This window comes from Dactylosporangium salmoneum (assembly GCF_039532525.1).
GTDB lineage: Bacteria > Actinomycetota > Actinomycetes > Mycobacteriales > Micromonosporaceae > Dactylosporangium > Dactylosporangium salmoneum.
Genome location: NZ_BAAARV010000068.1, coordinates 1 through 12,237 on the forward strand (window position 1 = coordinate 1; position 12,237 = coordinate 12,237).

Sequence of the window (12,237 nt, forward strand, 5' to 3'; positions counted from 1 at the left end):
ACCGATGCGACCCATCGGCGTGACCCCGTCGGAGTAGTAGATCGTCGTCGACTGGTTCACCGTGATGTCATCGGGCAGCGCGACCTGGTCGAAGTAGTACGTGCCACCGACGATGCCGATACCAGCGAGCATGATGAACGCCGCGATCGAGGCGATGAGGATATTGCGCCGGCGGCGCTTCTTCGCCTTCGCGCTCGGTGTGGGCTTGCCCTTGCCCGGCTTCTCGACCGGTTCCCCTGCAGAGCCGCCGCCAACCACGGCCCGCCCCACAGAGGCGCTCCCCACGGATGCGCTACCCACGGATGCGCTCCCCACGGATGCGCTCCCCACGGATGCGCTACCCACGGACGCGCTACCCACGGACGCGCTGCCCACAGAGGCGCTACCAACGGATGCACTCCCCACGGATGCGCGCCCGACTGACCCGGCGCTCGGCGGGTTCGGGATCGAGGCACGTCCGACCGATGCTCGCCCTGAGGCACTGAATCGCTCGGGAGGGTTGATGTTCCCGCCGCCGTCGTTCTCCACGCTGTAAGGCCCCCAGTTCACGTACAGTCACTCGCGGCACGTCGACGAGCCGCCGGATGCGTACGCGGCCGAGGGTAAATGGTGCCGCGCGTATCACGCGACCCCGATCACTATCGGCAACGTTCGAATCGACGCACGGGCACGCTCATGACTTCCCCCGCCACCGGATGAGGTTGCTCCGGTTGCGCAGCGTGTCGGGATGGCGGGAGCAAAAGGACCCGTTGAGCAGTGAACCGGGCCGCGGAATCGGCCGAACGGGAGCGACGCCGGCCGCCGCGTACCGCAACGAGTGACCAATAGGGCGAGGGTCCCGCACCGGAAGGACCGGTGCGGGACCCGAGCAGCGTCAGTGCAGCGACCAGACCTGGTTGGACTGGGTGCCGCCACCGCCGTAGCAGTCCCAGATCTGCAGGACGGTGCCGTTGGCGGTGCCGCGGCCCGTGGCGTCCAGGCACTTGCCCGAGTTCGGGTTGACGATGGTGCCGTTCGAGTTGACGACCCACTGCTGGGCGGCGTTGTTCAGGCAGGTCCACAGCCAGACCTGGGTGCCGTTGGCGGTGCCCTGGCCGCGCACGTCGAGGCACTTGCCCGACTGCGGGTTGACGAACGTGTTGCCGGTGCGGACCCACTTCTGGGCGCCGCTGCCGTTGCAGTCCCACAGCTGGACCTTGGTGCCGTCGGCGGTGCCCTGGGCGTCCACGTCGACGCAGCGGCCGGAGCCCTGGCCCACGATGGTCTGGGCGTTGCCGCCGCCACCGCCGTTGCCGGTGGTGCTGTAGCTGAAGTTGGTCACGGCCAGGCCCGCGCCGCCCTGCCAGGGCTCGAAGCCGGCCTGGACGCTGGTGAGGTACCAGCTGTTCTGCGCGTACCCGCGGGACAGCATGTCGTTGTAGAAGTCGCGGACCGCGAAGGAGATGTTGCCCGTGCCGGCGGTGCGCACGTACGACACGACGTTCCAGCCGATGTTGCCGAACCACACGTCCCAGGTGCCCCCGGCGATGTTGACCGTGGCGACGCGGCCGCCGACCGGCTGCGGCGCGCCGGCGTGGTTGAGCCAGACCATGAGCTCGGCGCCGGTGTTCTGGCCGTCGGTGCGCGCGGTCGGGTCGAACCAGATGTCGTACGCCGCGTCCCACTGCCCGCCGGCGAAGCTCATCGACACGCTGGTGTTGACGTTCTGGAACGCCGCGTTGGACGTCTGCATCGGCAGGCCGGAGCCGCTGCTGCAGTTGCCGTAGTGGCATCCGGCGTAGATGGACGGGTACGACCCCGGGGCCCCGTTGGTCGGCTTGTTGTGGTCGGAGCGGGTCAGCGTGAAGCCGCTGCCGGTGACGTTGATGCACTGGGTGGTGTCGTCGCCCCAGTTGTTGTTCTGGACGATGTACTTCCCGCCGGCGATGGCCGTCGAGCCGTACTTGTCGCAGATCGCGGTGTCGGCGTGCGCGCTCGGGGTGGAGGCGAGACCGACGGCCACGGCGGCGGCGGTGGTCGCCACGGCGGTCAGCAGCACGCGGAAACGTGTCAGCATAGAACTCCTCGGGAGGGCTTGGCGGTGCCCGGTCGGACCCCGGCAGGCTAGCCCGCGCCCAGCAGCGCATCCATGCATTTCGAAATGTCCCGGGACGGCCGTCTCCCGTGCCGCCTGCGGCGGCGTCCGCGCCCGGGCCGCGAAAGTTCCACGGGGCCACGGGACAAGCCCGATGCCGGTACCCTGCGTCGGTCAATCCCGGGAGGAATCAATGAAGCACCTGCGTGCGCTGCTCGCCGTCGCGTTGGCGATGGCCGGTACGGCGGCCTGCGGCACCGCGGATCCGGACGCGGCGGGCACCGCCCCGCCGGTCGTGGCCAGCTCGGCGGCGCCGAGCCCGAAGGACACCCTGGTGAGCGCGGTCAAGGCGCTCGACACCACATCGTTCGACCTGACCATCAACCAGGACGGCCTGGCCGGCACCGGCAGATTCGACGGCACGGCCAAGGCCATGCAGCTCGAGGCGACCACCAAGGTGCAGGGCCAGAAAGTCTCGATCGCATACCTCGTGATCGCCCCGAACGTGTGGTTCAAGGGCGACTTCGGCACGGCCGGGAACAAGGCGCTGGGCATCACCAAGGGCAAGTGGATGCTGGTCGACCAGTCGAAGATCGAGGACAAGACCTCGCTGCCGATCGACGACGCGGGGAGCCCGGGTCTTTCCCTGGTCCCGATGCTCCAGGCCGCCACCGACGTGGTGAAGACCGACGCCGGCCACTTCGAGGGCAAGCTCGACGTGAGCGTTGCCAACAACCTGTTCTCGGCGGACGCCGAGCTGCTGCAGAAGATCGGCGACAAGGCCAAGAGCGTGCCGTTCGCCGCCGCCGTCGACGAGCAGGGCAGGCTCAAGACCCTGAAGCTCGACGGCACCGGCATCGACCCGTCGATCAGCGCCGAGGCCGAGTTCACCAACTTCGGCGCGATCCAGCCGATCACCAAGCCGGCCGGGGCCTATCCCGCGCCGGCGTCGCTCTACAAGTTCTTCAACGCGTGATCCGAAGGCGCTGGTGCGCGCCGCCCATGACGACGGCCCCGCGCAGCAGCGCCTTCGGGAACTTCGCCACGACCGTGTAGTTGGTGTCGACCACGTTGGCGACGGGCGTCAGGGCGGCCTGCGACACCAGCTGGTAGGCGTCCAGTGTGGACAGCCCGGCCAGCTCGGCGACCCACCGCACCAGCTCCGTGTGCGCGATGCGGAAGGCGTCCTCGAGCGGCCGGGCTGAGCCGGTCGTCATGATGTACGCGTCGTCCTCCAGCCTCGGCCACGGCGTCGGCACGCCCTTGATGAGGTCGACGACGACCACGGTGTCCATCGCGCACTCGACCGCGACCCCGCACGTCTCGCCCTCGCCCTGGCGGGCGTGCCCGTCGCCGAGGCTGAACAGCGCGCCCTCCACGTTGACGCCGAGGTAGCAGGTGGTGCCGGCGCGCATTTCCGGGGTGTCCATGTTGCCGCCCCAGCTGCCGGGCGTGAGCGAGGACCGCACCTCGCCCAGCGGCGGCGCGACGCCCACCGTGCCGTGCATCGGATCCAGCGGGAGGTCGGCCTCGAAGGCGGAGTCCAGCGCGCGGTACCGCACCAGCCGCTCGCCCAGGTCCAGCTCGTAGAACCAGGTGCGCTCGGCCAGCGGCTCGTGCAGCATCGCGGTCAGCCCGGTGGCGGTGAGCGCGCCGAAGAACGGCGCGGTGGTGCTGACGCCCCAGCCGTGCCGCGGCTCGATGCTGCGGAAGTGCACGACCAGCGTGTCGCCCGGCTCGGCGCCGTCCACGTAGAACGGGCCGGTCTGCGGGTTGAGGTACCGCGGATCGCACACCTGGCTGGGCACGTCCGATGCGGACCGGACCCGGCCGCCGAAACAGTCCCGCGTCCACGTGGACAGCACCGTGCCCGGTGCGAGGGAGGCGACCGGGGCCGCCCCGCCGAAGGTGTACACGAGGGTCGCCGGGTCTGCGTCGGCGTCTGGGTTCCAGTCCATCGGTGGTGCTCCCGTTCGTCAGCCTGCAGTGTTCATACCGCGCCGGCGAGCGCGCCGAACCACCGGGGCAGCTGCTCGGCCAGACCCCGCTGATCGTCGCCGGCCCAGGCCACGTGGCCGTCCGGGCGCAGCAGTACCGCGGGAGCCTCCAACTCCGCGCTGGTGTCCACGACGTGGTCGACCCGGTCCGCCCACCCGGCGACCGAGAGCCGGCCGGTCTGGTCGACCAGCAGCCCCCGCCCGCCGTGCATCAGCCCGTACAGCCGCCCGCGCTCCAGCTGGATGTCGCGCAACCGGCGGCCGAGCAGCTCGTGGCCCTCGCCGAAGTCGTAGCGGATCCCGGTCGCGACGATGCGTTCCATGAGGTACCGGTTCACCTCGTCGAACCGCATCAGCTCGGTCAGCAGCCGGCGCATCGCCTGCGGACCGGCGCCGTCGGACATCAGCAGCATCTGCGCGCGGGTGTTGTCCAGCACGTCGGTCGCGACCGGGTGCCGCTCGTCCTGGTAGGTGTCGAGCAGGCCCTCGGGCGCCCAGCCGCTGACCTCGGCGGCCAGCTTCCAGCCCAGGTTGAACGCGTCCTGGATGCCGAGGTTGAGTCCCTGCCCGCCGGTCGGCGGGTGGATGTGCGCCGCGTCGCCGGCCAGCAGCACCCGCCCGACCCGGTACCGCTCGGCCTGCCGCGTGGCGTCGCCGAAGCGCGACAACCAGCGCGGCGAGTGCACGCCGAAGTCGGTGCCGGCGTACGCCCGCAGCTGTGTGCGGAACTCCTGCAAGGTCGGCGGGGTCGAACGGTCCTCGACCACGCCGTCGGCCGGCACGACCACGCGGTAGCGGCCCTCGCCGACCGGCCCGACGCCGAACCGCTTCTGCGTCTTGCGCACCTCGCTCATCACCGCGTGGATCTCCTCCGGCGCGGCGGTCGCCGCCATCTCGCCCAGCAGCGTCTGGACCCGCGTCGGCTCGCCGGGGAAGGCGACGCCGAGCAGCTTGCGCACGGTGCTGCGCCCGCCGTCGCAGCCGACGAGGTACCGCGCCCGCGCCCGCTCCCCGCCGCCCAGCGAAACGGTCACCCCGTCGTCGTCCTGCTCCAGGCCGACGACCTCGCACCCGCGCAGGATCTCGGCCCCCGACGCGGCGGCGTGCTCGGCCAGCAGGCGGTCCGTGGTGGTCTGCGGGATGCCGAGCACATAGCCGTGCGCGGTGTCGAGACTGTCCGGCCAGGGCCTTTCGATGGCCGCGAAGAAACCGCCCATCCTGTACTGCGTGCCGAGCTCCAGGAATCGCTCCAACAATCCGCGCTGGTCCATCACCTCGATGCTGCGCACGTGCAATCCGAGCGCCCGCACGAATGGCGCCGGCTGCGCTTCCTTCTCCAATACCAGCACCCGCACCCCGTGCAGCCGCAGCTCACCGGCCAGCATGAGCCCGGTCGGACCCGCCCCGGCAATGATGACGTCGTACATGAACCGCCCTATTTCCTCGGCTGTTTCGGCTTCGGCGGACGATTCTGCGGCCTCACCCGGGTCTTGCCGCAAGGCCCCCATTGTGATATATGTTTAATATGGCGGGGAATACGTTTGGTTTCCCCGGCCCTGCGGGCCCCGGCGCGGCGCATCGAATGCCCTGGTAGCGTATGGCTGCATTCCAGCCAGCCAGCTAGCCCGCAGTGGCGGAGTGTCTGAGGAGCACCGCGTGGCCGTCATCCTCTCCGAGGTTTCCCGCACCCTCAACGAGTACCTGCTCGTGCCGAACCTCACCACCGAGGACTGCACACCCGACGTCGTCGACCTGTCCGCCTCGATCGTCCGGCACCCCGTCGCGGAGGCATCCCCGCTGCGGATCGCGGTCCCGCTCGTCAGCGCGATCATGCAGGCGGTCTCCTCGCCCCGCCTCGCGATCGCCCTCGCCCAGACCGGCGGACTGAGCTTCGCCCACCAGAACCAGCCCATCGGCGAGCAGGCGGCGATGGTCGGCGCCGTCAAGCGGCACAAGGCCGGCTTCCGCCACTCCGACATCAACACCAAGCCCACCGCGACGCTCGGCGAGGTCAGCCGGCTGCTGAAGGCCGCCGAGCGCGACATCGCCGTCGTCACCGACGACGGCACCCCCACCGGTGTCTTCGTCGGACTGATCGCCACCAGCGACTTCCACCCGCAGCGGCACGACCTCAACGACACGGTCGAGTCCCGCATGCGCCCGGCGGGCACGCTCGTCACCGCGCCACCCACGATCTCGCTGCCGGACGCGAACACCCTGATCTGGGACCGCCGGCTCGATCTGCTCCCGATCGTCACCGACGACGGGCGGCTCGCCTCGATCGTGCTGCGCCGCGACTACGAGCTGCACAAGCAGTTCCGCAACGAGTCCATCGACACCGACAAGCGGTTCCGGATCGGCGCCGGAATCAACACCCGCGACTACCGCGACCGTATCCCCGCCCTGATCGAGGCCGGCGCGGACGTGCTGTGCATCGACTCCTCCGACGGCTACTCCGTCTGGCAGCACAAGACGTTGCGGTACGCCGTCGAAGAGCTCGGCGGGATCATCCCGGTCGGCGCCGGCAACGTCGTGGACGGCCGGGCGTTTCGCTACCTCGCCGACGCGGGCGCCGCGTTCGTCAAGGTCGGCATCGGCGGCGGGTCGATCTGCATCACCCGCGACCAGAAGGGCATCGGCCGCGGCCAAGCCTCGGCGCTCATCGACGTCGTCGCCGAGCGCGACCGCTACGCCGCGGAAACCGGCGTGTACGTGCCGATCTGCTGCGACGGCGGCCTGCTCGCCGACTACCACATGGCCATCGCCCTAGCCCTCGGCGCCGACTTCATCATGCTCGGCCGGTACTTCGCCCGCTTCGACGAAAGCCCGTCCAACCTCGTCAACCTCGACGGGCAGCTCTTCAAGGAGTACTGGGGCGAAGGCTCCCAGCGGGCCCGCAACGTCGCCCGCTACGACCAGGGCGAAACCGAGCTGCCGTTCGAGGAGGGCGTTGACGGGTACGTCCCCTACGCCGGCAGCCTGTACGCCAACGTCGCGCGTACCACCGCGAAACTGCGCGCCACCATGGTCAGCTGCGGCGCCACCAGCCTGCCGGACTTCCACCGCGACGCGGTCCTCGTGCAGGTCTCGCAGCAGAGCTACGCGCAGAACGGCGCCGAGGTCCGGCTGCGCAGCGGCTCCAGCGGCGGCGGCCAATAGCCGTCAGAGTCCCGGCAGCGTCGCCTGGGCGTCGTACACCGGCCAGCCGTCGTCGCCCCGGCGAACCCCCTCGGTGAGCCGGTGCGGCTGGCGGACACCGACGTCCAGCAGATGCTCGACCACGGCCCCGCGCATCACGAGCGCATCGGCGATGAGCATGCGGTGGCAGTGCCACCACAGCGTCTCGGCGCAGAGCACGGCCGGCAGCTCGCCCGCGGCCGCGCCGATCAGCTCGTCGATCGCGGCGCGGAACACCGGCGTGTCCATGTGGTCCGCATAGGCGGCGAAGGCCGCGTTGCGCAGCGCCGTGTGCCGCGAGCCCGGCCGCGAATGCCGCCGCCCGCCGAGGGTCTCACCCTGCCAGGTGTACCGCAGGCCCGCCCCGCTCACGGCGTCGGCGAGCGCCTCTTTGCCGTACTGCGGATGCCGCCGCGACCCGGGAAACCGCCGCACGTCGACGAGCCGGTCCACCCCGGCCTCGGCCAGGATCGCGAGAAACGCCTCGATCGGTCGCGCACCGTGGCCGATCGTGCAGACCCGCACCGCTCCGCCGTCCACCGCGGCCACCCTACCCGCCCGGCGTCCGCAGACACCTCGGTCGGACGGTTGCGGCCGATACGGAGGGTCAGCACGGCGGGGCCGGCCCCGGCCAGAAGATGCTCGCCCGGGCCGCCCAGGTCGGCGGCCCGCACGACGACGACCCGCGATTCAGCCGACCTGGATCGACCCGCACGACCGGTCGGTCAGCGCCCCGACCTTGCCGACGTTGTTCGGCGGGTAGAGCTCGATGGCCAGTTCGTAGCTGCCCGGGGGAGCGATCCCGGGATGAGCGTTTCCGGCAAGGATTCGGTTCCCGGCGGTGCGGCGGTGGCGGGCCGTTCGGCCCGCTCAGGACCGCTGTCGATGCGCCGGGGCCGGGCGCGAGGCTGGTGCGGTACACACGGTGCTACCCAAGCAGGCGGGCGACCAGCTCGTCGGGGTGGCTCAGCGCGACCAGGTGGCCGCCGGGGAGCGGCTCCGGGGTCAGGCCGAGCCGCTGCCGGGCGACGGCGGCCTGGAAGCCGGCCGGGAAGAAGCGCTCTTGCTGCGCGGTCAGCACGCGGGTGGGCACGTCCGGCCAGGCGGGCAGCGGCCACGGCTGGGTGAAGATCCGCTCGGCCTGGCGCTGCTCGGTGCGCATCGCCTCCTCGGTGATGTCCGGCGGCACGTCGTGGAAGAAGTAGACCCGCAGGTCGAGCTCGGCGTCGGGGTCGCGGCCCTCGCGCGCGTCCTGCTCGCGGCGGGCCCGCTCCTGGCCCGTGTTGGCCCACCAGTCGCCGGCGGTCTCGCCGGGGGCCGGGATCATCGCGTTGACGAGCACCAGCTCCGACACGGGGAGGCGGTCGCAGGCCAGCGGCGCGCTGAAGCCGGCCAGGGAGTGCGCGACCAGCACGATGTCGTCGTGGCCGGCGGCGGCCTCGACGATGGCGTCGGCGTACTCCGTCAGGCCGGCCGACTCGTCCGCGGCCGGCAGGTCGACCGCGATCGCGTCGTGGCCGAGGTCGCGCAGGCGCGGGACGACCCGGTGCCAGGTCCACGCGCTGCCGCCCGCGCCGGGTACGAGCACGAACGTCATGCCGCACCCGCCACGGCGGCGAGGGCCGACGGGAGCCGCTGCTCGAAGTCGAGCACGCCGACCCACGACGGGCGCAGCGCGATGCGGACCATGGTCGTGCCCGGGCGCTCGACCGCGGCGACGTTGGCCGCGCCCTGTTCCGGCCCGTAGTACCGCGCGTGTGCCAGCCGGTACTCCGGCACGATCCCGTCGACGTCGGTCAGCTCGGCGTCGCCCCGTAGCAGCAGTACCTGCGGCGGCGGCCCCGGCACGTCGATGGTCACGGCCACGGCCGGCCGGGCGCGCAGCGCGGCGATCTTGCTCGCGCCGCCGAACGTGGACATCACGAGCTCCTCGCCCGTCCAGTGGAACATCATCGGCGTTAGGCGCGGCGTGCCGTCCTTCGCCACGTACGCGAGCCGGGCCAGCTCGGCCGAGCCGAGCAGCCTCCTCGCGACCTCGTGGCCGAGCAGTTCGAGCGATCCCTGGGGATGAACAGTCATGGTGCGATTTTAGTACCACAGAGTGCTGTATTGGTACCATGGTCGGCGTGGCGCGCACTTATGACGACCCCTGCGGCCTGGCCAGGGCGCTCAGCCTCGTGGGGGAGCGCTGGGCGATGCTGGTCATCCGCGAGCTGCTGCTCGGCCCCAAGCGCTTCTCCCAGCTGCGCAAGGGCCTGCCGGGCGCGAGTCAGAGCATGCTCACCGGCCGCCTGGTGGAGCTGGAGGAGCACGGGTTGCTCCGGCGGCGGTACCTCGGGCCACCCGCCAATGCGTGGGTCTACGAGCTGACCGACCAGGCCCGCGAGCTGGAGCCGGCGGTGGTGGCCCTGGCCCGCTGGGGCAGCCGCACGCCGCGACCGACCGGCTCCGCCGAGCTGAGCGTGGACGCCCTGGCCCTGGCCATGCGCACCACCTTTGACCACGCCGCCGCCGGCGCCCTGCGCACCCGCTTCGGGCTGGTCCTCGACGGCGACGAGCTGAGCGTTGCCATCGAGGACGGCGCCATCACCATCGCCCGCGGCCCGGCCGCCGCGCCGGAGGTCACGTTCGAGACCACGGCGGCGACCTGGCGCGAGCTCATCTTCGCCGGCGGGTCCCTGAGTGCCGCGGAACGGTCCGACCGGATCGCGGTCCGCGGCAACCGCGCCTTGGCCGGCCGCCTGGTGGCCCTCTTCCCGCGCCCCGAACCGTACGGCACCGCGGCGGCAACCAGTTAGATCCTTGACGGTTAGAACCCTAACGTTTAGAGTTCTAACCATGGACGCATCGGAACCCACGTTCACCGGAACCCTCGACCTGATCCGCTGGATCGGGTGGGCTCAGCGCAAGGCCGGCGAGGACTGGATCCGGGCCCGCGAGCTCAGCCACGAGCAGGCCTTCGTACTCGGCTACCTGGTCCGCAGCCCCGGTGCGATCCAGCGCGACATCGCGCAGATGACCCGCACGAGCGCGGCGAGCGTCTCCAGCCTCGTGCAGGGGCTCGAGCGCCGCGGCCTCGTCGAGCGCCGCACGGAGGGCGGCGACGAGCGCAGCAAACGCGTCTACGCGACGCCGGACGGCGCCGAGCTCATCGCCGGGTTCGACACCGCGATGGCGGCCACCGACGAGACGATCCTCGCCCCGCTGGACGAGGCCGAGCGGGCCGCACTGCACGCCCTGCTGACGAAGATCACGGCGGTACTGCCGCAACCGACGCGGTCGTAACCGCTCGGAACATCGCCTCGCCGCGCTGACCTCCGGCGGCGAGCGCTCCAACGTGCCCGAAAGCCTCACCGCGCCGATGTCCATCGGCGTGTGCTCCAACCGGCCCGACAGCCTCACCGCGCCGACGTCCAGCGGCGCGCGCTCCAACCCGGCCCTGCCGCGCTGATGTCCACCGGCGCGTGCTCCAACGTGCCCGAAAGCCTTGCCGCGCCGCCGTTGGCCGCCGCGGCACTCGAACCTGCCCGGAAGGGAGCAGCCATGAGCACCACGACCCTCGAATCGCCCGCGAAGGCCGACGCCGTCGGCACCAACCGCTGGTACCTCTCCGCCGCGCCGATCGCCCGCGCGCTCGTGCACCTCTGCGTGCCGATGGCCGCCGCGATGATCGTCGGCGCCGTCTACAACGTCATCAACGCCGGCTTCATCGGCTCGCTGCACAACACCGCGCTCCTCGCCGCGATCACGTTCGGCACGCCGCTGCTCGGCCTCGTCATGGCGGTCGGCGGTGTGTTCGGCGTCGGCGGCGGCGCGCTCATCTCGCGGCTGCTCGGCGCGGCGGAGCACGAGCCCGCGAGGGCCGGCGAGATCAAGCGCGTCTCGTCGTTCGCCGTGTGGGGCTCGGTGCTCGCCGGGGCCGTGTTCGGCGGCGCCGGGCTGCTCCTGCTGCACCCGCTCGTGGCACTGCTCGGGGCGGATGCCGCCGCCGTGCCCGCGACGAGGTCCTACGTCGCCGTCATGCTCGCCTTCGTACCCGTGCTCGCCGCGGCCTTCTGCCTCGAGCAGCTGGTGCGGGCGGAGGGCGCCGCGCGCCAGGCGATGATCGGCCTCATCGCCTCCACGGTCGCGAACCTCGGGTTCGACGTGCTGTTCATCCTCGTCCTGCGCTGGGGCGTCGCCGGGGCGGCGCTGGCGACCGGCCTCGCGAACCTCGTCACCGTCGGGTACTTCGTCTTCTGGCTGCAGCGGCACAGCGAGCACGTGAGCCTCGCGCCGCGCTGGTTCACGCTGTCGCCCGCCGTGCTCAAGCCCGTCTTCGGCGTGGGCTCCGGCGAGCTGCTCCAGTCCGCCTTCATGATCGTCACCACCCTCGTCCTCAACAACCTCGCGGCCGGCTACGGGGACGGCCCGCTCGCGGCCATGGGCGTGGCGGTCCGCATCGCGCAGGTGCCGGAGTTTTTGGTCATGGGCGTCACGATCGGCGTGCTGCCGCTGCTGGCGTACGCGTACGGCAAGGGCGACCGCGGCCGCCTCACCGCGGCGTTGCGTGGCTCTGCGACCACGGTCGGCGGCATCGTGCTGATCTTCTCCGCGGCGGTGTTCCTCTTCCGCGACCAGGTGCTCTCCGCGTTCCTGGCGGACCGCTCGCTCTTCGGCATCGGCGTCACGATCCTCGTGGCCCAGCTCGTGGCGATGATCGTGAACGGCTTCACGGGCCTGATCACGTCGCTGTTCCAGGCGACGGGGCGGTCGGTGCCGGCGATGGTGATGTCGACGGCCCAGGGCGTCCTGTTCATCCCGATCGTGATCCTCGGGAGGCTCTGGTTCGGGCTGGGCGGCATCATGTGGGCGCTGACCGTCACCGAGTGCATCGTGTTCCTCGTCGGGGTCGCGATGTGGCTCGCGTCCCGCCGCGCGATCGACGGCGGCCTCGCCGAGGGCAGCCCGGAGCGCGCCGACGAGGTGCTCGAGCAGGGCTGACCCCTG

Annotated in this window: 12 protein-coding genes; 5 read left to right on the forward strand and 7 right to left on the reverse strand. The window is 71.4% G+C overall.

Annotation, left to right across the window (positions count from 1 at the left end):
- Together ABD352_RS34950 and ABD352_RS34955 are read right to left on the reverse strand one after the other, a co-directional pair.
- Positions 1–270: hypothetical protein (locus tag ABD352_RS34950; protein WP_344616815.1), on the reverse strand; the 270-nt coding region annotated here is incomplete at its 3' end.
- A gap of 604 nt (positions 271–874) precedes the next feature.
- Positions 875–2,053: a GH12 family glycosyl hydrolase domain-containing protein gene (locus ABD352_RS34955; protein ID WP_425553789.1), complete on the reverse strand. Its 1,179-nt coding sequence runs from the start codon at positions 2,051–2,053 to the stop codon at positions 875–877.
- Positions 2,054–2,267: 214 nt separating this feature from the next.
- Between ABD352_RS34955 and ABD352_RS34960 the strand changes: the two genes are divergently transcribed.
- Positions 2,268–3,050 (forward strand): hypothetical protein, encoded by a 783-nt coding sequence (locus ABD352_RS34960; protein WP_344616817.1) that lies wholly within the window; start codon positions 2,268–2,270, stop codon positions 3,048–3,050.
- Here the strand turns inward: ABD352_RS34960 and ABD352_RS34965 are convergent.
- Positions 3,040–4,032, reverse strand: a complete 993-nt coding sequence (locus ABD352_RS34965) for an acetamidase/formamidase family protein (RefSeq protein ID WP_344616818.1) — start codon at positions 4,030–4,032, stop codon at positions 3,040–3,042. The genes ABD352_RS34960 and ABD352_RS34965 overlap by 11 nt on opposite strands.
- A gap of 32 nt (positions 4,033–4,064) precedes the next feature.
- Positions 4,065–5,498, reverse strand: coding sequence for a rifampin monooxygenase (gene rox, locus ABD352_RS34970; RefSeq protein ID WP_344616819.1), 1,434 nt, complete (start codon positions 5,496–5,498; stop codon positions 4,065–4,067).
- Between the two features lie 229 nt (positions 5,499–5,727).
- On the opposite strand from rox, the gene ABD352_RS34975 reads away from it, so the two are divergent.
- On the forward strand, positions 5,728–7,230 hold the full coding sequence (locus tag ABD352_RS34975) for an IMP dehydrogenase (protein WP_344616820.1): 1,503 nt from the start codon (positions 5,728–5,730) through the stop codon (positions 7,228–7,230).
- 3 nt (positions 7,231–7,233) lie between these two features.
- On the opposite strand, the gene ABD352_RS34980 is transcribed toward ABD352_RS34975, so the two are convergent.
- The 3 genes from ABD352_RS34980 to ABD352_RS34990 form a co-directional block, all read right to left on the reverse strand.
- A complete protein-coding gene (locus ABD352_RS34980; RefSeq protein WP_344616821.1) occupies positions 7,234–7,788 on the reverse strand; it encodes a DUF488 domain-containing protein in 555 nt (184 codons plus the stop codon).
- 388 nt (positions 7,789–8,176) lie between these two features.
- Positions 8,177–8,845, reverse strand: a complete 669-nt coding sequence (locus tag ABD352_RS34985) for an alpha/beta fold hydrolase (protein ID WP_344616822.1) — start codon at positions 8,843–8,845, stop codon at positions 8,177–8,179.
- Positions 8,842–9,327, reverse strand: a complete 486-nt coding sequence (locus tag ABD352_RS34990) for a pyridoxamine 5'-phosphate oxidase family protein (RefSeq protein ID WP_344616823.1) — start codon at positions 9,325–9,327, stop codon at positions 8,842–8,844. The genes ABD352_RS34985 and ABD352_RS34990 overlap by 4 nt, the downstream gene beginning before the upstream one ends.
- Positions 9,328–9,374: 47 nt before the next feature.
- Here ABD352_RS34990 and ABD352_RS34995 point away from each other — a divergent pair, with 47 nt between their 5' ends.
- The 3 genes from ABD352_RS34995 (at position 9,375) to ABD352_RS35005 (ending at position 12,231) form a co-directional block, all read left to right on the forward strand.
- Positions 9,375–10,046 (forward strand): winged helix-turn-helix transcriptional regulator, encoded by a 672-nt coding sequence (locus tag ABD352_RS34995; protein WP_344616824.1) that lies wholly within the window; start codon positions 9,375–9,377, stop codon positions 10,044–10,046.
- 40 nt (positions 10,047–10,086) lie between these two features.
- Positions 10,087–10,533, forward strand: coding sequence for a MarR family winged helix-turn-helix transcriptional regulator (locus ABD352_RS35000; protein WP_344616825.1), 447 nt, complete (start codon positions 10,087–10,089; stop codon positions 10,531–10,533).
- Positions 10,534–10,791: 258 nt separating this feature from the next.
- Entirely contained in the window at positions 10,792–12,231 is a 1,440-nt protein-coding gene (locus tag ABD352_RS35005; RefSeq protein WP_344616826.1) for an MATE family efflux transporter, read from the forward strand.
- Positions 12,232–12,237: the final 6 nt, after the last annotated feature.